We start from the raw sequence: 21,785 nt of genomic DNA, 5'->3' as shown, positions 1-21,785 counted from the left end.
TCCTGGCCAAGCGGGAGAACTTCCGTCAGGCCTTTCCGTCTGCCGCACGGGTGCGGATCCGCCCCGCCGCTTGGAGCCGGGACAACCGCTGGTGTTCCCGGGAGGCCCAGCGTCGTACGCGGCCGGGGGCGAGGGGCGTGCCGTGGCCGACGTGGAGTCTGGCGGGGTTCAGGTCGAGCATCTTGTGCAGGCTGGCGAGGTTGAGCAGTGGATCGTCGTGGAAGGGCGGGTTGGCAGGCCGGCCGCGCACGAGGCCGAAGAAGGAGTTGGCGATCAAGTCACCGGCGACGAGGTCGCCCTGGTCGGTGAGGACGGAGATCGATCCGGCGGTGTGCCCCGGGGTGGGCATGATGCGCGCTGCGATCCCGAAGTCCTCCAGGTCGGTCTCGCCGGTCACGAGGACGTCGGGTTCGAACGGCTCTACCTGCATGTGCAGGTCCTTGTTCTTGGCCATGAGGTGGCCCATCGAGCCGGTGGACAGGTAGGGCTCCCGGACCCGGCCGGTGCGGAACGGGCCGAGGTCGGCGACGTGTCCCGCTATCGGCGCCCCGGTGAGGCGGTGCAGTTCGGCGGCGGAGCCGAAGTGGTCGATGTGGCCGTGCGTGACGATGATCAGCGACACGTCGGTGGGGTCGACGCCGTGGGCGGCGACCTGGTCGTGGATCCTGCGGCCGCTGCCTGGTGTGCCGGCGTCGACGATGACGGGCCGGCGGCCCAGCAGCAGGTAGGCGTTGATGTTGTGCCGGCCCATGACGGGGATCGGGACGACCTTGGTTCGGGACACGGTTCTCTCCTCGGACATGGCTGTCTTCCGCCGCGCGGTGGTTCGCGGGCGGTCGGGATGGGGACGGTCGGTCTAACGGAAGCGGCGCCGGTATGCGGCGGGGGTGGTCCCGAGGTGGTGGCGGAAGGAGCGGTGCAGGCTCTCCACGGAGCCGAGTCCGCTGAGGGCGGCGATCTCGGGCAAGCCGTGGCCGCTGTCCTGGAGCAGCCGGCGGGCGGCCTCCAGCCGGACGGATTCGACGTAGGCGGCGGGGGTGGTGCCGGTGCGCCGCCGGAACAGCCGGGAGAAGTGGCGCACGCTCAGGTGCAGCCGCGCGGCCAGGACCTCGGCGGACAGATCCTCGGCGAGGTGTTCGCCGATCCACACGCGCAGGGCGTCGATCCGGTCTCCGGGGTCGGCGGGAGCCGTGAGCGGAACGCTGAACTGGCTTTGTCCGCCAGCGCGTTTGACGTACATGACCATCGTGCGGGCGGTGGCCAGGGCGAGTTCGGGCCCGTGGTCCTCGGTGACCATGGCCAGCGCCATGTCCATCCCCGAGGCGATGCCGGCGCAGGTCCACAGACGGCCTTCCCGGATGAAGATCGGGTCCGGGTCGACGGTGACGCGCGGGTGATCGGCGGCCAGCCGCGCGGCCGTCCGCCAGTGGGTGGTGGCGGAAAGCCCGTCCAGCAGGCCCGCCGCGGCCAGCAGGTGCGCGCCCGAGCAAACGGAGCCGATCCGGTGGATACCGGGCTCCGCTTCGCGCAACCAGTCGATGATCCCGCCGTCGAGCACCGGCTCCACCCCGTGGTCGTCGACACGGACGGCACCGGACACGAGGAGGGTGTCCACGTCGCCGTGCACCTCGTCCAGTGTCAGGTCGGCCATCAGCCGGATCCCACTGGCGGTGGCCACCGGTTCACCCCCGGCGGTCGCGATGCGGATGGTGTATCCGGGCCGGCCGGTGCCGGCGACCCGGGTGGCGACCGAGAACACCTCGGCCGGACCCGTGACGTTGAGCAGTTCGACGCCGGGGAAGGCGGCGATGACGACCCTGTGCGGTTGGAGCATGGCCCGATCATTTCGCCCCGCCGCGAGGGCCGCAATGACCATGTTCTGTCACATCCGGACACGGGCGCATGGTCGGGCTCCCGGACCGGACTCATCGCGTTGTGACCGTGGGAGCCGCCCAGCGGGAGACACCCAGTGCTGCGGGTGGCTTGCACAGGAGCTGGTGGGAGCCTTCTGGCGCTTCCTCCCGGCCCGTGCATTTCGAACGCGGGCATGTCACGGTACGTCTCTGGGCCGTACCCGCAGTCGAGCGATCGGCCGGCCTGCCCGGCCCCTCTACTCGGCAGGCCGCACCGGTGGCCGGCTGAGCCTTGCCGCCCGCCGCGTCACTACTACCGCTCGCCCGCAAGGGTGAGAAGCGTCCCAATGAGAGCGGGTCCTCGGGATTTCCCAGCCGAGCCTGAGCCAGCAGATCGGCGCCCTGGAGCGCCACGTCAGAGCGCCGCTGTTCCACCGCAGGCCCAAGGGGATGGAGCTGACCGAGGGCGGCCGGATCCTGTACGCGGGAGCCGGCCGCGCCCTTGCCAAGATCGGGGCATCGCTGGTGATGGCGCGGGACGTGCGGCTGTCGGCGCGGGTGGGTGTCCGTGTGACGATGCCCGAGGACCTCCTGGCCGCACCGGCCGACAGCCCGTGGGCGGCTCTGCTCGGCACGCAGCCTGACCGGCCCTGAGTACCGCAGGCCTCAGCGCACGACCGTTCGCGCGATGGTCGCTTGGCCGCCGACCCGGATTCGGTGCTCCACGCCGTCGTGGTGAACGGTTGCTGTGATGGTCGACGGGCAGCCGAGGTGGTCGCCCATGTCGACGATGAGGCGGTCCGTACCGGATCCGGCCGCGTGCGCGGCCAGGCAGGCCGTGCTGTTGGCGTTGGCGATGTCCTCGGGGACTCCGATCGACGGCGCGAACATCCGGGCTGCCACCCGGCCGTGCCGGTCCGGGAGCGAGTAGGCGTAGCAGCCCAGCAGACCGTGGCGGTCGCAGGCTGCGCGCAGCAGGGTGAAGTCCGGGGTGAGTTCGGCCAGCACGGCGCGGGACCGGACGGGCAGCAGAAGCCTCGGCCGCCCGTTCGACGCCACGCAGGCGTCCCCGGCGACTGCGTCCTCGGGCAGTCCGAGGCCGTATGCGATCGCCTCCAGTTCGGGCCCTTGGGCGTCGCTCAGGCTGACCGGGCCTGGATCGAACGATGCTGTCAGGCTGTCACCGTTTCGGGTGGCCCGGCCCTCGAAGCTGCGGTGGGTCGTCCGCAGGACGGCGCAGTAGTCGTCGCCGCCTTCACGTTCGGCGAGCAGCGCGAGGGCGGCGACCGTGCCGTGGCCGCAGGCGGGCAGTTCGCCTGCGGCGGTGAAGAACCGGAGGGTGTACGACGGACGGGCGCGCTCGGTTCCGGTCGCGCGGAGGAAGACGGCGTGCGACGTTCCCAACTCCGTGGGAACACGGCATCGTTCCTCGTCGGCCATCGGCGCGTCGTCCAGAACGGCGGTCGCGCTGCCACCCCTGCGCTGTCGCTGACACGCGTCGACGATCGCTACCTCGGGCACGGCACCGGGCCGGTGGTCAGCAGCATCGTCAGGTCGAGTGCGGGCGCGCTGTGTGTCAACGCTCCGACCGAGATGAGGTCGACGCCCGTTTCGGCGATGGCGCGGACACTGTCCAGGCGGACGGTACCCGATGCCTCCAGCAGGATCCGGGGAGCGTCGGCCCGTCCGGCCCGGATCTTCACCACCTGCTCGATGTCGGCCAACGGCATGTTGTCGAGCATGATCCAGCGGGCCCCGGCATCGAGCGCCTCAGCAGCTTCTGCCACGGTCTGCACTTCGACATCGACCTCCACCGTCTGCCCGGTACGCGCCATCCCGCGGCGGACCGCCTCGACCGCTGCGGTCACCCCGCCCGCCGCGGCGATGTGGTTCTCCTTGAGCAGGACCATCGCCGCTAGGTCGAGCCGGTGGTTGCGGCCACCGCCGACGGTCACCGCGTACTTGTCGAGGGCACGCAGGCCCGGTGCCGTCTTGCGGGTGTCCAGAATGCGGGTCTTGGTCGCGGCCACGGCCTGGACGTAGCGGTCGGTCAGTGTCGCGATGCCGCACAGGCGCTGCAGGAAGTTCAGCGCCGTGCGCTCGCCGGTGATCAGGCTGCGCGCCGGACCGGACAGGCGCAACAGGACGTCGCCGTCGGTCAGCCGGGCGCCGTCGGCGACGCTCGCCTCGATCTCGACCTCGGGATCGACCTGCGCGAAGACCTCGGCGACCGCGGGGAGGCCGGCGGCAATGCCGCTCTGCCGGGTGCGGACTTCGGCCGTGGCCGCCAGGTCTTCGGGAACACTCCACGCGGTGGTGATGTCGTTCCCCGAGGCGTCCTCGGCCAGGGCGGCGGCGACGGCGGTTCGTCCCGCAGCCGAGGGAAACTGTGTCGTGGTCATCCGGTCTCCATCTCCGAGTGGGCGTTGAGCCTCGCGGTCACCACCACTGACGCAGCTGCAGCGCAGGTAGTGCTCCCAGGCGGTGATCGTGGGATTCCGCAGCGCACGGTGCGGGGCGACGCGGGTGGGTGGTTGCCACGACGGTCCCCTTCGTTTCGTTTTCCGAAGCGACCTCCGATGGTAGCGTTTCGGAATCCGAAGCATCAACCTTGGAGGCTGGACTCCACGCCATGCCAACCCCAAAACCCGGCAAGCCAGTTCGTGGTTCGACCACCGGTCGCCCCCTCATGGCCGCACTCGACCTGTTCGGACGGCGGTGGAGCCTGCGCATCCTTTGGGAGCTGCGCGGGGGCCCCCTTGGGTTCCGCCCGCTGCAGAAGCAGTGCGACGACATGTCCTCCAGCGTGATGCGGCAGCGCCTGACCGAACTGCTGGATGCCCACGTGGTTCACCAACTACCCGACAGCCGGTACGAGCTCACTCCACTGGGACGGGATGCCTGCCTCGCACTCGGCCCCCTCGCCCAGTGGTCGGAGCGCTGGGCGGCGATGCTCGACCCGCAACCGGCGCACCGCAACAGCGAGCGGCCCGCCGACGGCACCTCGCGTCCCGACGCCGTGGGCGACGGGACGCCCGAGAGGGGTTCTGCCGGCTGACGCCCGCGCTGCCTGGGCTGACGGCGCGCTCGGAACCTCCGCCCGGCACCCAGGTCCTCGCCAAGCTGGGTGAGGTGATGGGCGTCGCCGTGCAGAGTGAGCACGCGGGCGCCGGTCAGCTCGCCCAGCCGGGTGCTGAGCACGCTCGATGACATGCGTTCACAACGGCGCTGCAACTCCCGGAAGCCTGCCGGGGCTTGGCTCAGTTCCCACAGGATGCGCAGCGTCCAGCGCCGCCCGAGCAGATCGAGTGCAGCCATGACCGGGCGCCGTGAATCGGACCCTCGTACCGGTGAACCCGGCCGAGGCGTTCTGGCTTCCACGCCTACTCCTTGCGCTTCGGGTTTCGAAGCATCATAGTGATTCGAAAACCGAAGCAGGAGGTGCCCGTGCCGCGCATTGCGGCACTGCTCAACGCCGTCGACGAACTGCACGACACAGCACAACTCTCACAACCCGCCTGGGATTCGCTGGGCGTCCACTACGAAGACGCCCAACTCCTGGAGTTCCTCGTGCTGGCCGGCTGGTACCGGACCATCAGCTACCTGGCCAACGGGCTCCTCCTGGAGGAAGAGCGAGGACGGCTTGGGCGGGACATCGTTCACGACTTCACCAGACAGGGATGCCTGGTGCAGTGAGCGATTGGTACGAGTTGTAGGCAGGGTTCCATCGCCAACTGAGACATCGTCTTATCTCAACAGCACACCACAATCAGCCAGTCCCTTGCGAACCGCCCTCTGAAATGCCCGGTGATACGTCGCCGGGGCCGATCAATCTGAGTGTCGACTCGAAGCCTGGCACGCTTGTCCGAACACAGGAGGTTTCCATGGCCAAGGGCTACTGGGTCAGCGTCTACCGCACCATTTCCGACCCCGAGAAGCTAGCCGCCTACAACAAGCTGGCCGGTCCGGCCGTCCAGGCCGGGGGCGGGCGGGTGCTCGCCCGCGACGGTCAGGTCGTCGCCCACGACGCCGGAATCGCCGAGCGCACCATCCTGATCGAGTTCGACACCTTTGAACAGGCGGTCGCGGCACGCGAGAGCGCGGCATACCAGGAGGCGCTGGTCACCCTTTCCGACGCCGTCGAGCGCGACTTCCGCATCATCGAAGGCGTCGACTGACCGGCGCACTGACGTTCAGGCCGGCCTGGCGGCCCCGCTGGCCTCGTCGGCAGAACTCACGCTCGCCCGAAGCGAACCGCGAACCGGTACGCATGCGACAGATCGGTCCAGCGAGCAAACGGATCTGATGACCAGCGGCACGTCCAGCATCCATCTGCTGTGTGACCCGTCGGGGCTACTTTCTTGAGGCTCTGACCTGGACGTTTGCCGGACTGCGTGGACTAGATGGACGGACAGGAGTGGGCCTCAGCTTCTGGGGGTCAAGGGTCGCAGGTTCAAATCCTGTCGTCCCGACTTGCTTTTCGCAGGTCGGAGGCCGTCTTCTCAGGAATGGGAAGGCGGCCTTTCGTGCGTTCGTGCGTTCGGAGCCATGGTGGTCGCGGCCACGCCGGCCTCCAGGGCGGGCGGACGGCTCAGCGGGAGCCTGCGGCCGCGTCCGCGAAGGGGGCCGCGCGGGCCGGGAGGGACGCGAGGACGCGACCCACGAGCCGTCGGCGAAGACGATGTCCAGGCGGCCCTTCTGGAAGACTCCCGTCGGGTTGGCGCGCACTGCGGCGAGCGACGGCCGCGCGCGGTGCTTCCCCGTACTGCTTCGGCTCGGGCGCCATCCGCCAGAGCGGCGAGACGTCGAAGAGGCCGAACCAGCGCCGGTCGGTGACGGCGAGTACACCCGTGACCGAGCCGCGGGCGCTCGCACGGCTGATGAGGAACCGCCCGGCCGCGCTCCGCCAGTCGCCCTCCGTGCTCTTGCCGTGCATCAGCCGCGAGCCGAGCTGCTCCACCACGTCCGGTGCGCGGTCGATCGCGTCCGCGACGGCGGGCGGGCAGGAGATTGCCTCCCAGAGGGGCCGGAGGTCCGGTGGCGGGATTCGGCCGATCCTCGGGGCGGGGTGAGGCGCCTCCGGGCGGGGTGCGGGGTGGGTGGAGGGCGGGCACCGGCTGCGCGGGCGGGGGCAGCGTGCCGTGTGGCGCCGGGGCGGGGCACGCGCGGGTTTCGGCCAGATGCGGGAACGTCAACGCGCTTGGTGTGTCCGGATCATGACCTGCTGTCAAGGGCCGTGCATATAGACGCTAAGATTCCGGGCCGTTGTCATATGATCATTCGCTGTCGATCGTTTGAGGGTTCTGATGGTTCGCGTGGGATCGTCGCCCGGAAGTCCAGGGCCCACCTCACCCGTCGCATGGGCACTGCCAGCCCTGCTGACCGCCGCCACTGCGGCGATCGCCGTGGCGCAGGTGTCCGCACCTGCCCGCACCCCCGTCGCCTGGATCGGCGCCGTGGCCTTCGTCGTCGTGGCCCTCTCCTGCGGTGAGGCCGCCCGGCGCGGCAAGGCGGTGGCCGCGCTGCGGCTGACGGTCGCCGCGCACGAGGCGGCCCTGCACCGGCAGCAGGCCGAGACCGTACGGCTGGCGCAGGAGCTGCTGCCCGATGTCGTCGAGCGGCTGCGCAAGGGGGAGTTCCCCGAAGAGGTGCTCGCCTCCCTGGAGGAGCCCGACATCCACGGGCCCGGCCTGGCACCGGAGTTCAGGGCGGCCCACCAGGCCGTGCTGCGCTCGGTGCTCGACGCCGTCGTCGCCGAGGAGGACCTGCGCGACTCCGCGCAGCGGGCCTTCGTCAACATCGCCCGCCGCGTCCAGGCCATCGTGCACCAACAGGCCCAGGAACTGCGGGAGATGGAAGACCGGCACGGCCGCAGCCCGGACGTCTTCGGCGACCTGCTGCGGATCGACCACGGCACGGCCCTCATCGGCCGCCTCGCCGACTCCATCGCCGTGCTCGGCGGGGCGCGGCCCGGCCGCCAGTGGAGCAAGGCCGTCCCGCTGTACAGCGTGCTGCGCGGCGCCATGTCCCGGATCATCGACTACCAGCGCGTCGAGCTCCACTCGGTCTCGCAGGTCGCCGTCGTCGGACCGGCCGTCGAACCGCTCATCCACGCGCTCGCCGAGCTGCTGGACAACGCCACCCGCTACTCCCCGCCCCAGACCAAGGTCCACCTGACCGCCGTCGACGTGAACTCGGGCATCGCCGTCGAGATCGAGGACGGCGGCGTGAGCATGAGCGAGGAGGCCCGCAAGCGGGCCGAGCGCATGCTCCGCCAGGCGCAGCAGGGCATCGACCTCACCGACCTCGGGGAGACCCCGCGCCTGGGCCTCGCCGTGGTCGGCCGGCTCTCGCAGGCGTACGACTTCCAGGTCTCGCTGCGCTCGTCGGCATACGGCGGCGTACGCGCCGTACTGGTCATCCCGCAGCAGTTGATCACCACCGCCTCCTCCGCGACCGGCGTCGCCCACGGCATCGGCACCGCCTCGGGCCCCCGTGCGGCCCTGCCTGCCGGTACTGCATCCGCCGGGACGGCAGGAGCGGCGGCCACCGTCACAACCACCGCGACGGCCGGGGAACCGGCCGCCCGGCCGCAGCCGGCCCGCCCGGTCACCGGCCCCCGGATGCCGGCAGCAGCCGACGAGGTACCCGTCGTGACCGAACGGACCCCGAACGGACTGCCGCAGCGCCGCCGCAAGACCCGCGCCGTGGCACCGGAACCGTCCGGTTCCGGGGTCGGCGGCGGTGACCGGATCGTGGCGGCGGCCGAGGCGGCCGCCGACCGCGCGGGATACGGGTACGGATCCGCGCCCGCGCCCGAACCCCGGCCCGAGGTACAGCCCGGGATGTGGTTGGCCGCCTTCCAGGACGGCCTGTCCTCGGACAGCAGCAAGAACACCGCGAGCCGGAGCGGCGCAGCAAGCCAGAACACAGACGCCTCGCCGGCCTCGGCGAGCAAGGGGGAACAGCCATGAGCCAGCAGCAGACCAACATGGACTGGATGCTCAAGGACCTGGCCGAGAGCGTTCCGCAGACCCGCCACGTCATCGTCCTCTCCGCCGACGGCCTGCGCATGGCGCAGTACGGGGCCGAGACCGACACCGCGGACCGGCTCGCCGCCGCCTGCGCCGGCCTGCAGAGCCTCGCCGGCGCCGTCGCCTCCGAACTCCCGGGCAGCAGCGGGCGCATGAGGCTCGTCGTGATCGAGATGGACGGCGGGTTCTTCTACCTGATGGCGGCCGGCGCCGGCGCCTTCCTCGCGGTACTGGCCGACGAGGGCGTCGACGCCGGACTGATGGGCCAGCGGATGCGCGACCTCGTCGCCCGGATCGGAGAGCACCTGAGCAGCCCGCCGCGCCGCGACGGGCAGCCGGCGTGAGCAACCCGGGCGGCCGGGACTGGGAAGACGGCACCCCCGAGCGGCTCTACGTGATCACCGGTGGGCGCAGTGGAGCGTTACTGCCCACCCACCTCGACCTCGTCACGCTGATCATCGCCAAGTCGGGGCCCCGGCCCGGAATGCAGCCGGAGCATGCGGCGATCATGCGGCTGTGCCAGTCGCCGCTCTCGGTGGCCGAGATCTCCGCGTATCTCGGCCTGCCGGTCAGCGTGGTCACCGTACTCCTCGGTGACCTGCTCGCCGACAAACAGGTGCTCTCCCGCCCACCCGTCGCCCCCGCCAAACTCCCGGACCTGGCACTGATTGAGGCAGTCATCGATGGACTTCGAAAGCTCTGACCGGGCCACCGCGCCCCGGCGCGAAGACGCGCTGCCGGCCACGGCCGCCGCCGCAGTCAAGGTGGTGATCGTGGGCGGCTTCGGGGTCGGCAAGACGACCCTCGTCGGCTCGGTCAGCGAGATCCGGCCGCTCACCACCGAGGAGACGATGACCCAGGCCGGGGTCGGCGTCGACGACACGGCGGGCGTGGAGCGCAAGACCTCCACCACCGTGGCCATGGACTTCGGCCGTATCAGCATCAACCAGGAGCTGGTGCTGTACCTGTTCGGCACGCCCGGCCAGGAGCGTTTCTGGTTCCTGTGGCGCGGCCTGTTCGAGGGTGCGCTCGGCGCGGTGGTCCTGGTCGACACCCGTCGGCTGGAGGTCAGCTTCGACGTGATCGGCCGGCTGGAGGAGCGCGGGGTGCCGTTCGTGGTCGCCGTCAACTCCTTCCCCGGTGCGCCCGAGTACCCCCTGGAGGAGCTGCGTGCAGCCCTCGACCTGCCCGCGTCCGTACCGCTCGTCTTCTGTGACGCCCGGCGGCGCGACTCCAGCCGGGACGTCCTGATGACGCTGATGCGCTACCTGCACTCCCTCGCCGCGACCCCGGAGGCACTGTGAGCACCACCCCCACCCCCCAGCCGGGTCCGGCGGCCCCGCCGCCCGGCTGCCCGGCCCACCGGCTCTACGGCCCCGAGGCCGAGGCCGACCCGATGGGCCTGTACGAGAAGCTGCGCGCCGAGCACGGCGCGGTGGCCCCCGTCCTCGTCCAGGGCGACCTCCCGGCCTGGCTGGTGCTCGGCCACCGCGAGAACCTCGACGTGGCGCGCACCCCGTCGCGGTTCTCCCGCGATCCGCGCCGCTGGCGCGACATGCAGCACGGCAACGTACCCGCCGACCACCCGCTGACGCCGATGACCGCCTGGCAGCCGGTGTGTCACTTCGTCGACGGCGTCGAGCACGAGCGGCTGCGCGGGGCGATCACCGAGTCGCTGGAGCGCTTCGACCGGCGCGGCATCCGGCGGTACGTCAAGCGCTTCGCCGACCAGCTGATCGACTCCTTCGCCCAGTCGGGGAAGGCCGATCTGGTCACGGACCTCGCCGAGCCGCTGCCGATGCTGGTGATGACCCAGCTCGTCGGGGCGCCGGAGTCCTACGGACCGCGTCTCGTCGAGGCCGCCCGCGACATGATCCAGGGCACCGAGACGGCCCTCACCAGCAACGAGTACGTCACCGTCAGCCTGCGGGAACTCGTCGCGCGCAAGCGGGAGGTACCCGGCCGGGACTTCACCACCTGGCTGCTGGAGCACCCCACGGGGCTCGACGACGGGGAGATCGTGGAGCACCTGCGGCTGGTGCTGATCGCGGCGTTCGAGACGACCGCCAACCTGATCGCGAACACCCTGCGCATGGTGCTCACCGACCGCCGCTTCCGCGCGAACCTGTCCGGCGGCCACATGACGCTGCCGGACGCGCTGGAGCAGGTCCTGTGGGACGAGCCGCCGCTCATGACCGTCCTGGGGCGCTGGGCCACCGGCGACACGGAGCTCGGCGGGGCGCGGATCAAGGACGGGGACATGCTGCTGCTCGGCCTCGGGGCCGGCAACCTCGACCCGGACATCCGCCCCGATCCGAACGTTCCCGTCCACGGCAACCGCTCCCACCTGGCCTTCAGCAGCGGCCCCCACGAGTGCCCCGGCCAGGACATCGGCCGGGCCATCGCGGACACCGGGATCGACGCGCTGCTGACCCGGCTGCCCGACCTGGAGCTGGCGGTCCCCGAGGACGAGCTGCGGTGGACGTCCTCGCTGATGTCCCGTCACCTGGTCGCGCTCCCGGTCCGGTTCACCCCGCGGGGCAGCGCCGTCACCGGCTCCACACCGGTGCCCCGGCCGGCGGCCCCGCCGCTCCGTACGGCGCCGCCGGCCGGCCCCGTTCCGGGGGAGCGGCCGGCGGGCCGGGGCTCGTGGTGGGCGCGCCTGCGGGGCCGCCGCTGACCTCAGCGCGAGGAGGCGTCGAGCTGCCACCACCACCAGGCGAGAGCCGGGACCGGCAGCGGTTCGACGCTCGGATCGCTGGGCGTGTCGCGCCAGGCGATGTCGTACGAGGCGCCCTCGACGGGCAGCTCGTTGCGGTTGCGCGGACTGGCGTAGCGGGGCGCCACGTCGTGGTACTCGGTGTCGCCCGCGATCCAGTGCTCCAGTGAGACGAGATAGCGCGCGAGCTGCTCGTCCGCGTTCCGCCCGAGCTGCTCACGCAGCCGGACGAAGAGGGTCACCGACCGGTCCCGCATGGCGTAGGCGGCCGGGAGCGCCTCGCGGGGCGTACAACCCTGCTGCCGGGCCAGCACGTTGATCAGGTTGTGCTCCCAGGGCTCTTGGTGGTCGTCCTTGTTGTACGACAGCAGGTCGTTGTCGCAGCTGACGATGAAGCCCGCGGCATCGGTCAGGGCCTGGACGGGCGCCGAGTACAGCACGTCGGGCGGCAGGTCGATCCCGTTCGCCACGTCGCACCAGGTGAGGGTGAAGCGGGTGCCGTTCGCCGCCATCCGCATCGCCGCGAACTCGTTCAGGCTCGGCATCCTGCCCCGCTCGGCGTCAGCGGCCTGGCAGGCGGCGCCGAACACCCAGTCCCGGATGCCCTCGATGAAGCGGCGCAGCTGGAACGGGGTGAGCATGGCGTGCGTGCGGGCCACCAGGTCGTCCAGGGCGGCCGTGTGCGGGCCCGGCGGCAGCAGGCCGCACCCGGGGGTCTCGACGGTGCGGACCAGGCGGGCGCCGTGGTCGGCGACGGATGCGGTACGGGCCGCCGCACCGGAGTCCTGCCAGTCGTCGGTGGCGAAGGCCCAGTAGTTCCACTGGGTGAAGAGCAGCATCGGCTCCACTTCGCCGTACGGGATGATCCGGCTGGTGAAGTCGGCGCTGCGGGTGGCCAGTCCCCAGGCCCGCTCGGTGGCGTCGGGGTAGAAGCCGTACGAGTCGATCCAGGCGATGGCCCGCTCTTCGAGCTCCGCTGCCTTGGGATGGATGAGGTGTCGCTCGAACGGGCAGTAGAACGGCGGCAGTTGCCAGCCGATGCGGGACGGGTGGGAGTTCTCGGCGTACACGGGTGGCATCGGGTCAGCCGCCCCCGCCGAGACGGAACAGCAGCAGCCGGGTCTCCAGGGCGTGGTCGCGCCAGATGCGGAACAGCTTGCCGTGCGTGATGGTGGACTCCTGGAGGCGCTCACGCGACCAGGCGGACCGGGCGTAGGCGTCGGAGCTCTCGACGTGGTCCAGTTCGGCGGTGTTCCAGGCCATGGACTGCACCCAGAACTCGGCGACCCGGTCGGTGACGTCCTCGTCCTGCTCCAGCTCGAAACCGGCCGCCTCGGCGGCGGTGAGGTACTCGGTGAGGGTGCCGAGGCGTGTCTTGTAGTAGCCGTCGATGAACTCGGTCCATTCGGGCCGGCAGATGAAGTGCTCCTGGATGCCGAACCAGCCGCCCGGTTTCAGGGATTTGGCCACGACCTGGAAGAGCCGCTCGCGGTCCATGTAGCCGGAGCTCTCGTTGGCGTACGCGGCGTCGTACCTCCGGTCGGCGGTGAAGGTGTGCACGTCGGCCAGGAGGGGGGTGACGCGGTCGCCCACGCCGGCCTGGCGGGCGAAGTCCTCGATCACCGGTATGTGATCGGCCGCGACGGTGAGCCCGGTGACCGTCGCGCCGTGTTCCTGGGCCCAGTAGAGCGACCCGCCGCCGACTCCGCAGCCGATGTCGAGCACGCTGCCGGGCGGAGTGGAGTACGCGCCCCAACTGCGGGCCGCGTGTTCGACGATGGCCTCCTGGGACTCCACGATGCGGCGCTTGAGCGCGCGCTGGGCGACGGTGGTGTTCGGTGTCGCGCCCGGGGCGAAAAGGCCCATGTGGAAGTGGACTCTGGGGCCAGGTCCGTACTTGTGGAGTATGTCCGCCGTCTTGCGGCTGTAATAGATCGGTACTTGGCTCTCATCGAACCCCTGGCCACCAGCGGGGGTCTGGATGACTAGGTTTCTGTCCATCGGTTCTCCGGTCTTACGGTCGTGTGGGGGTGTTTATCGGCCGCCCCACTCTGCCCAATTGTGATCGATAAAAGTCGTCAATCGCTTGGGCCTTGAGCATAGTCACAGCTGAAACGGCAGCAATTCAGGCCATTTGATGTCACGTCAGGTATGTGTCGGACGAAAACCGGACAGGAAGCGGAACGCCGGCCGGACGCTCGCACGTCAGCCGTTCAGGGCGGCGATGATCTCGGCGGTCGTACTGACCTTGCCGATACGCGGGAAGATCTTGCCGAACGAGTGGGCGTGCGACGCGGGGTCCGTATCGGCGGTGGCGTCCTCGGCGAAGACCAGGGAGTAGCTGTGCTCCCAGGCCGTGCGCGCGGTGGACTCGACGCCGACGCTGGTGGAGAGGCCGGCCAGGACGATCCGGTGGATGCCGCGGCGGCGCAGCTGGAGGTCGAGCTCGGTCCCGGTGAAGGCGCCCCAGTGGCGCTTGGTCACGACGACGTCGCCGAGGGCCGCGAGCTCGGCCGGGATGTCCGAGAACGCGGCGGGCGGGGCGGTGGCCGGACCCGGGCGGTCGACGTCGGTGGTGGGCAGGTCGCCGCCGTCGGGCGACCAGGCGACCCTGACCAGCACCACGGGCAGCCTGTGGGCGCGGAACGCCTCGGCGAGCGCGATGCCGTTCCCGAGGATCTCGGCGGCGGGCTTGGTGGTGGGGAGTGCCAGGATGCCCTGCTGGAGGTCGATGAGGACCAGGGCGGTGCCGTCGTCGAGCGTCAGGGGGGCGTGGGGCGCTGTGGCGGTCATCGGGTCTCCTCGGTGGGTCCGGGCGTCACGGGTCACGCCCATGTAACCCGGACCGCCTTCCGCCGGTGGTCAGGTCCTTGTCGACACGGGGACGACAGCCCCCAGCGGGCGGATCTCGTCGTTCATGTACCGGTGCAGTTCGTCGTCGACCAGGTGCCAGCCGATGTCCCGGTCCGGGCCCTCGAAGAAGCCGTCCAGGGACACCGGCATCATCAGGATGATCTTCCGCATGCCGATGCACGCTACATACTGGCCCGTGTGAAGACCGAAGACGGCGCAGACGACACGGCCCTGTTCAGCACCGAGGGCCACACCGGGGTGATCACCCTCAACCGCCCCAAGGCACTCAACGCCCTCACCCACCCCATGGTGCTGAGGATCGCCGAGGCGCTGACGGCCTGGGAACAGGACCCCGCCGTGGTCCAGGTCCTCATCCGCGGCGCCGGCGAGCGCGGGCTGTGCGCCGGCGGGGACATCCGGGCCATCCACGACGACGCGAAGGCCGGCGGCGACGCGTCCGAGCACTTCTGGCGCGACGAGTACCGGCTGAACGCGCTGATCGCCCGCTTCCCGAAGCCCTACGTGGCCCTGATGGACGGCATCGTGATGGGCGGCGGCGTCGGCGTCTCGGCCCACGGCAGCGTGCGCGTCGTCACCGAACGCTCCCGCGTCGCCATGCCCGAAACCGGCATCGGCTTCGTCCCCGACGTGGGCGGTACGCACCTCCTCGCCGCCGCCCCGGGGGAGCTCGGCACCCACCTGGCCCTGACCGGCGCCGCCGTGGGGGCGGCCGACGCGCTGCTGTGCGGGCTCGCCGACCACTTCGTACCCGCCGCCCGGCTGCCGGAGCTGACCGCCGCGCTCGCCGGCGCCCCGGCATCGGAGGTGCTGCCGCGCTACGCGGAACCGCCCGCGCGGGGCGAACTGGCCGAGCAGCGCGACTGGATCGACCGCTGCTACGCGGCGGACACCGTCGAGGAGATCGTCGAGCGGCTGCTGGCCGAGGGAGATCCGGAGGCCAAGGAGACCGCCGAGACGATCCTGGCGAAGTCCCCGACCTCGCTCAAGGTCACCCTGGCCGCCGTCCGCCGGGCCCGCGGACTCGGCTCCCTGGAGCGGGTGCTGGAGCAGGAGTTCCGGGTCTCCTGCCACGCCCTGCGCGCGCCCGACCTGGTGGAGGGCGTCCGGGCCCAGGTCGTCGACAAGGACCGCAGCCCCCGCTGGTCCCCGCCCGCGCTCGCCGATGTCAGCGACACGGACGTGGCGCGGTTCTTCGCCCCGCTCGCGGAAGCCCGCGAACTCCGGCTGCCCCGAGGCCGTCGGAGGATCGGCTGAGCGTTCGGCCCGCTCAGCGGTAGCCGGTCGGGTCGGCCGGGCGGCCCGGGTCCTGGACCTCGACCAGGTACCGCCAGGCGTCCGGCCCGCTGCCGTCGAGATCCGTGAACCCGTAGACCCGGGCCAGCTGCCCGCTGGAGAGCGACTGCCCGTTCCAGCGCGACACCTCCGGGTCCGCGGCGAGCGCCGCGACCGCCCGCCCGACGTACGAGGGGGTCTCGGAGATGGCGAAGTGCGGGACCTTCTCCAGCGCGTCCCGCCAATTCGCCTCGGTCACCCCGAAGGCGTCGAGCATCATCTCCGAGCGCAGCCAGCCCGGCGTCAGCGCCACCGCCGTCGCCCCGCGCGGCCCCAGCTCGTGCCCGAGCGTGAACGCCATCCGCAGGACGGCCGACTTGGCGATGTCGTAGAAGAACGACACCCGGTAGCGGCCCGCGTTGTACTCGGCCGTGCCGTCCGTCATCTCCACCACCAGCCCGCCCGGCTCGCGCAGCAGCAGCGGCATCGCGAAATGGCTGGTGACGGCATGCGTCTCCACGGCGAGCCGCAGCAGCCGCAGCCCCTTGTCCAGGTCGTGCTCCCACACGGGGGTGTCCCACTCGAAGAGCAGCTCGCCACCCCAGATGTCGTTGACCAGCACGTCGAGGCGCCCCTGCTCGGCGTCGATCCGCCCGACCAGCGCCTCCACCTGCCCGGGCACCAGATGGTCCGCGACCACCGCGATGCCGTGCCCGCCCGCCGCCGTGACCAGCTCCGCCGTCTCCTCGACCGTCTCCGGCCGGTCGTACTCCGATCGGCTGCCCCGCGTACTGCGCCCCGTCACGTACGCCGTCGCGCCCTGCGCGCCCAGCTGGACCGCCATGCCCCGGCCCGCGCCCCGCGTCGCCCCGGCCACCAGGGCGACCTTGCCTTCGAGAGTCCGCCGTGCTTCCGCCATGGCCCGACCCTATGACGCCGCGGCCCGCCGGGCCCGCGGGACGGGCCCGCGGAACGGCTCGCGCGGTGGCCGGATCGGCGCCCTTTCGGGACCGGCGGACGGGTCGGTACGACTGGGTCCGCCCCACCCCCGCCCGTGACCCACGGAGGCCTACGCCCGATGACCGCTGCCGCCATGACGAGCTTCGACGAGATCTACGGACTCCCCGACCCGCGCGGATACTTCGGCCGGCTGGGCCCGTACGCCTACCACACCCCCGGCCACGCCCAGCCGGTGTTCCGCGCGCTGGCCGGCGAACTCGCCCCGGGGCGGCGGACGGTGCTCGACGTGTGCTGCTCGTACGGGATCAACGCCGCACTCCTCAACCACGACGTGACCCTCGACGAGCTGTACGCGCACTACACCTCGCCGGAGGCGGCCGAGCTGACCACCGCCGAACTCGCCGAGCGCGACCGTGATTTCTACGCCGCCCGGCGCCGCCCCGATGCCGTGCGGGCCGTCGGCGTCGACGTGTCGCGCCCCGCCCTGGAGTACGCCGTGGCCGTCGGGCTGCTCGACGAGGGCCACTGCGTGGACCTGGAAAGCGCCGAGCCGGGGGAGCGGCTGCGGCGCTCCGCCGCCGGGACCGGCCTGATCACCGTCACCGGCGGCACCAGCTTCCTCACCGAGCGCACCTTCGCCCGCCTGCTCACCGCCGCCGGCCGGCCCGTGCCGGTGGCCTCCTTCGTCCTGCGCACCCACGACTACCGGCCGATCTCCCGCTGCCTGGAGTCGTACGGACTCACCGTCGAACGGGCCGCCGTGACCCAGCCGCAGCGGCGCTTCACCGACCCCCGGGAGCAGCAGCTCGCGGTGGCCGCCGTCACCGCCCTCGGCGAGGACCCGGCCGGGAAGGAGTCGGCGGGGTACTTCCACACCCGCCTGCACCTGGCCCGGTGAACGCACCCTCTGCCCGTGCCCGAGCGGACTTGTACAACCCGCCCTCCAGGCCGCACTGTTGGCCGAGATTCGTCCATACGGTCAGGAGAGCCCGCTTGTCACCCGACAACGCACACACGCCCGCGCACGTCATCGACCCCGCCGGCGGCTGCCCGCACGCCCTCAACGCCAGGCTGCGCGCCCAGGGCGCCGTGGCAGACGTCGTCCTGCCCGGCGGGGTGCCCGGGGCGGTCGTCCTCGGGCACGAAGCGCTGAAGGAGTTCCTCGCCCACCCCGACGCGGCCAAGGACGCCCGGCACTTCCCGTCCCTGCACGACGGCACCATCCCCGCGGACTGGCCGCTGCGGGTGTTCGCCAACGCCCAGGGCATGCACACCTCCGACGGCGCCGACCACCGCCGACTGCGCTCCCTGGCCGGCAACGCCTTCACCGCCCGCCAGGTGGAGCGGCTGCGGCCGCGCATCGAGGAGCTGACCGCCGGACTCCTCGACGACCTCGGCCGGGCGGCGGCCGAGGCCCCCGACGGTGTCGCGGACCTGCGCACCCACTTCGCGCTGCCGCTGCCGATGAGCGTCATCTGCGAACTGCTCGGTGTGGACCCCGAGCACCGGGTCCGGCTGCACCACCTGTCCAACACGGTGATCATCGCCACCGACACCACCCCCGCGGAGGCGATGGCCGCCGTACGCGAGCTCGTCGAGCTGATGGGCACGATCGCCGCCGCCCGCCGCGAGAAGCCGGGCGACGACCTGACCAGTGCGCTGATCGCCGCCCGCGAGGGTGACGGGGACCGGCTCAGCGAGGCCGAACTCATCGGCACCATGCGCCTGATGCTCGTCGCCGGCCACGAGACCACCCTCAACCTGATCAGCAACGCCGTCCGCGCCCTGTGCACCCACCGCGACCAGCTCGCCCTGGTCCTGGCGGGCAAGGCCACCTGGTCGGACGCGGTGGACGAGACCCTGCGCTGGGACGGACCGGTCAGCTGGTTCCCGTTCCGGTATCCCACCCGCGACCTGACCGTCGACGGGACCGTGATCCCGCAGGGCACCCCGGTCCTCGCCGGCTACACCGCGGCCGGCCGCGACGAGGCCTTCCACGGCCCGGACGCCGGCCGGTTCGACGTCACCCGCCCCACCGCCGCCCGCAACCTCTCCTTCGGGCACGGCGCGCACTACTGCCTGGGCGCCCCGCTCGCCCGCCTGGAGGCAACCATCGCCCTGGAGCGGCTCTTCACCCGCTTCCCGGACCTCGACCTCGCGGTCCCCGAGCCCGAACTCCCGCACCAGCGCAGCTTCATCGGCAACAGCGTCGAGTCCCTCCCGGTCCGCCTGGCGGCCCGGGGTTAGGGGGTGTCCGGCGGCCCGGGCCCGGCCATGATCCGCCGGACACTCCCCTGGTCAGCGGCCGTCGCCGGGCGGCGCGAGCTCCGTGCTCAGCCAGCCCAGCGCGTCCGGGTACATCCCGGCCCAGGTCTGGAAGTTGTGGCCGCCGGCCGGGCGGACGAGGGTCCTCACCCGGACCCCGCTGCCCGCCGCGGCCCGGCCGAACGCCTCCAACTGCTCGGGCGGGCTGTCCTTGTCCTGCGCGGACGTGGCCAGGAACAGCCCGACGTCGGCCCGCTTGGCCTGCCGGACCAGCCACAGGGGGCTGTTGCGCTCGCGCAGGACCGGGTCGGCCAGTACCTCCGGGTCCCCGGCCAGCGGGTCCGGGTCCAGGGCCGCGCCCGCCCGGAACACCTTCGGGTACTGCAACGGCAGCTTGGCCGCGCAGAACCCCCCCGTCGACACGCCCATCACCCCCCACCCCTTGGGCTCGCGCAGGGTGCGGAAGTTCTTCGCGACCAGGTCCGTCACGTCCTCCGCGAGCCAGCTGGCCACCTTCCGCGTCGGCGTGTTGCTGCAGTCCGTGTTCACCCCGCCCGGGTAGATCTCCGGGATCACGACGATGAACGGGTGCGCCGATCCCAGCCGGACCTGCTGCTCCAACGCGCCGGGCATGCTGCCCAGATCGACCCAGGTCCGGGGCGAGCCCGGATACCCGTGCAGCAGCATCAGCACCGGGAACCGGGTCTTCGCCGCGCCCGGTGCCCGGTATTCGGGCGGAGTCCACACGATCACCTGCCCGGCGAGTTTCGAATGCGAGCCGCGGAAGTAGGTGCTCTGCGTACCGTCGCCGCCCTGGGTGAACCTGGCCCGGCCCAGCGGCGGCCCGGTCATCGCCGAGGAGTTCTGCACGTTCTCCTTGCCCAGCAGGTCGTTCCAGGAGGAGTAGAGCCCGTAGCTGCCGTTGATCCAGGTCGCGATCACCGCGATGGAGGTCAGCTGGCACAGCGCGATCATCAGCACCCGCACGGGCCAGCGCACCCACCCGGGCCCCGGGATCCGGTTCCACAGCAGCAGTGCGGCGAGCATCGCGAGCGCGGTGACGGCGATCAGCGTGAGGAGGAACGACGTACTGGTCAGCTCCACGAGGGCCGGCTCCTGACGTGCGGGTCGGATTCCCAGGATGTCCGCATCATGCCTTCCTCGGGGAACCGGGGCGGACACGCACCGCCACCGTGTGCCAGCCGGTCGCCCCGTCGGGGACGGTCCCGGTGCGCACGCCCGTCTGGACGGCTCCGGTGCCGTCCGTGGCACGGACCTGCAGTGTGTGCCGGCCGGGGGTCGCCTCCCACGCCCACACCCACTGCCGCCACGTGTCGTTGCCGTCCGCCGCCCCGAGCCGGGCCTCCTGCCACGGGCCGGCATCGACCCGTACCTCCACCCGGGCGATCCCGCGGTGCTGCGCCCACGCCACCCCGGCCACCGCCACCCGCCCCTCCTCCGGCTCGGCGCCCGCGCGCGGGGTGTCGATCCGGGACTGCGTCTTGACCGGGCCCTGCGGCGCCCAGGACCGGCGCACCCAGTACGCGTCGTACGCCGCGAAGGTCGTCAGCCGCAGCTCGCTCAGCCACTTGCACGCCGATACGTACCCGTACAGGCCCGGTACGACCATCCGTACGGGGAAGCCGTGCGCGAAGGGCAGCGGCTCCCCGTTCATCCCGACGGCCAGCAGCGCCTCCCGGCCGTCCATGACGGTCTCGACGGGCGTGCCGAGCGTCATCCCGTCCACCGACCGGGCCACCAGCTGGTCGGCCGGACCGCCCCGCGAGGGCGGCCGGACCCCCGCCTCGCGCAGCAGGTCGGCCAGGCGCACGCCGAGCCAGCGGGCATTGCCCGTGTACGGTCCCCCGACCTCGTTCGACACGCAGCACAGGGTGATGTCGTGCTCGACGAGCGGGCGGGCCAGCAGCTCCCGCAGCCCGAGTTCGACAGGCGTGGCGACGCCCTCCCCGTGGATGCGCAGCCGCCAGGTGTCCGCGTCCACCCGGGGGACGACCAGGGCGGTGTCCACCCGGTAGAAATCCCCGTTGGGGGTCAGGAAGGGGGAGATCCCGGGCACCCGCAGATCCGCGCCGGGCGGGACGGGCGGCGCGGGCACGTCCGGCTTCGGCAGGACCAGATCCGCCCGGGAGGCCGTCGCCCCCGCCGAGCCGTACGCGCTGAGCCGCCGCCCGGCGTAGCCGATCCCGGCCGAGGCCGCGAGGACCGCGGCGACCAGCCGGCCGAAGCCGCGCCGGTCCATCGACCGGGCCCCGCCCGGCGGCGCGCCCACCGGGCGGGGCCCGGTCAGCGCGCCGACCAGCAGGTACAGCACCCCCGCCGCGCCCAGCCCGCCCACCAGCGACGGCAGCGCATCGCGCCAGGTCGCCTCCGGCCGGCTGAGCGCGGCCACCGCCCCGACCAGGCCGAAACAGCCGGCGAGCGCGATCCCGGCGGGCAGGTGCCGTACGGCGAGCACCCCGGCCAGGGCGGCGACCGCACCCAGCACGACGACGATCCCGAGGGCCAGCAGCAGCTTGTCGGCGGTGCCGAACTCCCGGATCGCCCATTCCTTGACGGCCACCGGCGTACGGTCGACGACGGCCCCGCCGACCGCGGTGACCGGGGAGGCCTCCGGCCGGACGGCCGCCGAAGCCAACTCCGCCACGGCCAGCCCCGCGAAGGCGGCGACCAGCCCGCAGACGGCCCCGCCCAGGATGCGGCGCCGCCGTCCCAGGTCTGCCTTCACACGGGTCATGCGCAGTCACCGTCCGCCGCGATGCCGGATGGCGGGAGCCGGGGCACCGGGAG

Annotated in this window: 23 protein-coding genes and 2 pseudogenes; 12 read left to right on the top strand and 13 right to left on the bottom strand. The window is 72.0% G+C overall.

All coding sequences use genetic code 11. From position 1 onward, the window contains the following. Positions 1 to 25: 25 nt before the first annotated feature. On the bottom strand, positions 26 to 784 hold the full coding sequence (locus AB0I68_RS07245) for an MBL fold metallo-hydrolase (protein ID WP_363176222.1): 759 nt from the start codon (positions 782 to 784) through the stop codon (positions 26 to 28). A 72-nt stretch (positions 785 to 856) separates the two neighbouring features. Beyond that, positions 857 to 1,834 carry a helix-turn-helix domain-containing protein gene (locus tag AB0I68_RS07240; protein ID WP_363176221.1) on the bottom strand — a complete coding sequence of 326 codons (978 nt, stop codon included), beginning with the start codon at positions 1,832 to 1,834 and terminating at the stop codon, positions 857 to 859. Positions 1,835 to 2,219: 385 nt separating this feature from the next. On the opposite strand from AB0I68_RS07240, the gene AB0I68_RS07235 reads away from it, so the two are divergent. Next, a complete protein-coding gene (locus AB0I68_RS07235; RefSeq protein ID WP_363176431.1) occupies positions 2,220 to 2,507 on the top strand; it encodes a LysR family transcriptional regulator in 288 nt (95 codons plus the stop codon). Between the two features lie 12 nt (positions 2,508 to 2,519). Here the strand turns inward: AB0I68_RS07235 and AB0I68_RS07230 are convergent, their stop codons facing one another. Both AB0I68_RS07230 and nadC read right to left on the bottom strand, forming a co-directional pair. Further along, positions 2,520 to 3,374: a PhzF family phenazine biosynthesis isomerase gene (locus AB0I68_RS07230; RefSeq protein WP_363176220.1), complete on the bottom strand. Its 855-nt coding sequence runs from the start codon at positions 3,372 to 3,374 to the stop codon at positions 2,520 to 2,522. Then, on the bottom strand, positions 3,362 to 4,255 hold the full coding sequence (nadC, locus tag AB0I68_RS07225; protein ID WP_363176219.1) for a carboxylating nicotinate-nucleotide diphosphorylase: 894 nt from the start codon (positions 4,253 to 4,255) through the stop codon (positions 3,362 to 3,364). The genes AB0I68_RS07230 and nadC overlap by 13 nt, the downstream gene beginning before the upstream one ends. A 287-nt stretch (positions 4,256 to 4,542) precedes the next feature. Between nadC and AB0I68_RS07220 the strand changes: the two genes are divergently transcribed. Beyond that, a complete protein-coding gene (locus AB0I68_RS07220) occupies positions 4,543 to 4,911 on the top strand; it encodes a helix-turn-helix domain-containing protein (protein ID WP_363176430.1) in 369 nt (122 codons plus the stop codon). Positions 4,912 to 4,961: 50 nt separating this feature from the next. Here AB0I68_RS07220 and AB0I68_RS07215 read toward each other — a convergent pair. Beyond that, positions 4,962 to 5,234, bottom strand: a pseudogene (locus AB0I68_RS07215) (helix-turn-helix domain-containing protein); the annotation flags it as partial. A 69-nt stretch (positions 5,235 to 5,303) separates the two neighbouring features. On the opposite strand from AB0I68_RS07215, the pseudogene AB0I68_RS07210 reads away from it, so the two are divergent. Continuing rightward, positions 5,304 to 5,549: pseudogene (locus tag AB0I68_RS07210) on the top strand (hypothetical protein); the annotation flags it as partial. Positions 5,550 to 5,737: 188 nt separating this feature from the next. Further along, entirely contained in the window at positions 5,738 to 6,031 is a 294-nt protein-coding gene (locus AB0I68_RS07205; RefSeq protein WP_363176218.1) for a DUF1330 domain-containing protein, read from the top strand. A 413-nt stretch (positions 6,032 to 6,444) separates the two neighbouring features. On the opposite strand, the gene AB0I68_RS07200 is transcribed toward AB0I68_RS07205, so the two are convergent. After that, positions 6,445 to 6,816, bottom strand: a complete 372-nt coding sequence (locus AB0I68_RS07200; RefSeq protein WP_363176217.1) for a hypothetical protein — start codon at positions 6,814 to 6,816, stop codon at positions 6,445 to 6,447. A gap of 343 nt (positions 6,817 to 7,159) precedes the next feature. Between AB0I68_RS07200 and AB0I68_RS07195 the strand changes: the two genes are divergently transcribed. Genes AB0I68_RS07195 through AB0I68_RS07175 form a run of 5 tightly spaced genes read left to right on the top strand, consistent with a single transcriptional unit; the run spans position 7,160 to position 11,567 of the window. Beyond that, positions 7,160 to 8,827, top strand: coding sequence for an ATP-binding protein (locus tag AB0I68_RS07195; protein ID WP_363176216.1), 1,668 nt, complete (start codon positions 7,160 to 7,162; stop codon positions 8,825 to 8,827). After that, entirely contained in the window at positions 8,824 to 9,231 is a 408-nt protein-coding gene (locus tag AB0I68_RS07190) for a roadblock/LC7 domain-containing protein (RefSeq protein ID WP_363176215.1), read from the top strand. Before AB0I68_RS07195 ends, AB0I68_RS07190 begins: the two co-directional genes overlap by 4 nt. After that, on the top strand, positions 9,228 to 9,590 hold the full coding sequence (locus tag AB0I68_RS07185; protein WP_363176214.1) for a DUF742 domain-containing protein: 363 nt from the start codon (positions 9,228 to 9,230) through the stop codon (positions 9,588 to 9,590). Before AB0I68_RS07190 ends, AB0I68_RS07185 begins: the two co-directional genes overlap by 4 nt. Further along, entirely contained in the window at positions 9,571 to 10,191 is a 621-nt protein-coding gene (locus AB0I68_RS07180; RefSeq protein WP_352211224.1) for an ATP/GTP-binding protein, read from the top strand. The genes AB0I68_RS07185 and AB0I68_RS07180 overlap by 20 nt, the downstream gene beginning before the upstream one ends. After that, a complete protein-coding gene (locus AB0I68_RS07175) occupies positions 10,188 to 11,567 on the top strand; it encodes a cytochrome P450 (RefSeq protein ID WP_363176213.1) in 1,380 nt (459 codons plus the stop codon). Before AB0I68_RS07180 ends, AB0I68_RS07175 begins: the two co-directional genes overlap by 4 nt. A gap of 2 nt (positions 11,568 to 11,569) precedes the next feature. Here AB0I68_RS07175 and AB0I68_RS07170 read toward each other — a convergent pair whose 3' ends face one another. From AB0I68_RS07170 to AB0I68_RS07155, 4 genes are all read right to left on the bottom strand, one after another. Next, entirely contained in the window at positions 11,570 to 12,685 is a 1,116-nt protein-coding gene (locus tag AB0I68_RS07170) for a terpene synthase family protein (protein WP_363176212.1), read from the bottom strand. A 4-nt stretch (positions 12,686 to 12,689) separates the two neighbouring features. Further along, a complete protein-coding gene (locus tag AB0I68_RS07165) occupies positions 12,690 to 13,472 on the bottom strand; it encodes a methyltransferase domain-containing protein (protein WP_363176211.1) in 783 nt (260 codons plus the stop codon). A gap of 339 nt (positions 13,473 to 13,811) precedes the next feature. Continuing rightward, a complete protein-coding gene (locus AB0I68_RS07160) occupies positions 13,812 to 14,399 on the bottom strand; it encodes a hydrolase (RefSeq protein ID WP_363176210.1) in 588 nt (195 codons plus the stop codon). A 69-nt stretch (positions 14,400 to 14,468) separates the two neighbouring features. Next, positions 14,469 to 14,630, bottom strand: a complete 162-nt coding sequence (locus tag AB0I68_RS07155) for a hypothetical protein (RefSeq protein ID WP_363176209.1) — start codon at positions 14,628 to 14,630, stop codon at positions 14,469 to 14,471. 27 nt (positions 14,631 to 14,657) lie between these two features. On the opposite strand from AB0I68_RS07155, the gene AB0I68_RS07150 reads away from it, so the two are divergent. Next, on the top strand, positions 14,658 to 15,734 hold the full coding sequence (locus AB0I68_RS07150; RefSeq protein WP_363176208.1) for an enoyl-CoA hydratase/isomerase family protein: 1,077 nt from the start codon (positions 14,658 to 14,660) through the stop codon (positions 15,732 to 15,734). A 13-nt stretch (positions 15,735 to 15,747) separates the two neighbouring features. On the opposite strand, the gene AB0I68_RS07145 is transcribed toward AB0I68_RS07150, so the two are convergent. Continuing rightward, positions 15,748 to 16,671: an SDR family oxidoreductase gene (locus AB0I68_RS07145; protein WP_363176207.1), complete on the bottom strand. Its 924-nt coding sequence runs from the start codon at positions 16,669 to 16,671 to the stop codon at positions 15,748 to 15,750. A 159-nt stretch (positions 16,672 to 16,830) separates the two neighbouring features. On the opposite strand from AB0I68_RS07145, the gene AB0I68_RS07140 reads away from it, so the two are divergent. Together AB0I68_RS07140 and AB0I68_RS07135 are read left to right on the top strand one after the other, a co-directional pair. Beyond that, positions 16,831 to 17,610 (top strand): hypothetical protein, encoded by a 780-nt coding sequence (locus AB0I68_RS07140; RefSeq protein ID WP_363176205.1) that lies wholly within the window; start codon positions 16,831 to 16,833, stop codon positions 17,608 to 17,610. A gap of 95 nt (positions 17,611 to 17,705) precedes the next feature. Further along, complete coding sequence (locus AB0I68_RS07135) at positions 17,706 to 18,959, top strand: cytochrome P450 (protein WP_363176204.1); 1,254 nt, start codon at positions 17,706 to 17,708, stop codon at positions 18,957 to 18,959. 51 nt (positions 18,960 to 19,010) lie between these two features. Here AB0I68_RS07135 and AB0I68_RS07130 read toward each other — a convergent pair whose 3' ends face one another. Together AB0I68_RS07130 and AB0I68_RS07125 are read right to left on the bottom strand one after the other, a co-directional pair. Further along, positions 19,011 to 20,081, bottom strand: a complete 1,071-nt coding sequence (locus tag AB0I68_RS07130; protein WP_363176203.1) for an alpha/beta hydrolase-fold protein — start codon at positions 20,079 to 20,081, stop codon at positions 19,011 to 19,013. Positions 20,082 to 20,127: 46 nt separating this feature from the next. After that, on the bottom strand, positions 20,128 to 21,732 hold the full coding sequence (locus AB0I68_RS07125) for a molybdopterin-dependent oxidoreductase (protein WP_363176202.1): 1,605 nt from the start codon (positions 21,730 to 21,732) through the stop codon (positions 20,128 to 20,130). Positions 21,733 to 21,785: the final 53 nt, after the last annotated feature.

This window comes from Streptomyces sp. NPDC050448 (assembly GCF_040655295.1).
Classification (GTDB): domain Bacteria; phylum Actinomycetota; class Actinomycetes; order Streptomycetales; family Streptomycetaceae; genus Streptomyces.
Note: the sequence above shows the minus strand (reverse complement) of the source record. Positions and strands in the feature narration are given on the sequence as shown.

Excerpts from the sequence above, each read along its gene's own strand:
- AB0I68_RS07240 (WP_363176221.1), bottom strand. The coding sequence starts at position 1,834 with ATGCTCCAACCGCACAGGGTCGTCATCGCCGCCTTCCCCGGCGTCGAA.
- nadC (WP_363176219.1), bottom strand. The coding sequence starts at position 4,255 with ATGACCACGACACAGTTTCCCTCGGCTGCGGGACGAACCGCCGTCGCC.
- AB0I68_RS07220 (WP_363176430.1), top strand. The coding sequence starts at position 4,543 with ATGGCCGCACTCGACCTGTTCGGACGGCGGTGGAGCCTGCGCATCCTT.
- AB0I68_RS07205 (WP_363176218.1), top strand. The coding sequence starts at position 5,738 with ATGGCCAAGGGCTACTGGGTCAGCGTCTACCGCACCATTTCCGACCCC.
- AB0I68_RS07195 (WP_363176216.1), top strand. The coding sequence starts at position 7,160 with ATGGTTCGCGTGGGATCGTCGCCCGGAAGTCCAGGGCCCACCTCACCC.
- AB0I68_RS07190 (WP_363176215.1), top strand. The coding sequence starts at position 8,824 with ATGAGCCAGCAGCAGACCAACATGGACTGGATGCTCAAGGACCTGGCC.
- AB0I68_RS07180 (WP_352211224.1), top strand. The coding sequence starts at position 9,571 with ATGGACTTCGAAAGCTCTGACCGGGCCACCGCGCCCCGGCGCGAAGAC.
- AB0I68_RS07170 (WP_363176212.1), bottom strand. The coding sequence starts at position 12,685 with ATGCCACCCGTGTACGCCGAGAACTCCCACCCGTCCCGCATCGGCTGG.
- AB0I68_RS07165 (WP_363176211.1), bottom strand. The coding sequence starts at position 13,472 with ATGGGCCTTTTCGCCCCGGGCGCGACACCGAACACCACCGTCGCCCAG.
- AB0I68_RS07160 (WP_363176210.1), bottom strand. The coding sequence starts at position 14,399 with ATGACCGCCACAGCGCCCCACGCCCCCCTGACGCTCGACGACGGCACC.
- AB0I68_RS07155 (WP_363176209.1), bottom strand. The coding sequence starts at position 14,630 with ATGCGGAAGATCATCCTGATGATGCCGGTGTCCCTGGACGGCTTCTTC.
- AB0I68_RS07145 (WP_363176207.1), bottom strand. The coding sequence starts at position 16,671 with ATGGCGGAAGCACGGCGGACTCTCGAAGGCAAGGTCGCCCTGGTGGCC.
- AB0I68_RS07140 (WP_363176205.1), top strand. The coding sequence starts at position 16,831 with ATGACCGCTGCCGCCATGACGAGCTTCGACGAGATCTACGGACTCCCC.
- AB0I68_RS07125 (WP_363176202.1), bottom strand. The coding sequence starts at position 21,732 with ATGACCCGTGTGAAGGCAGACCTGGGACGGCGGCGCCGCATCCTGGGC.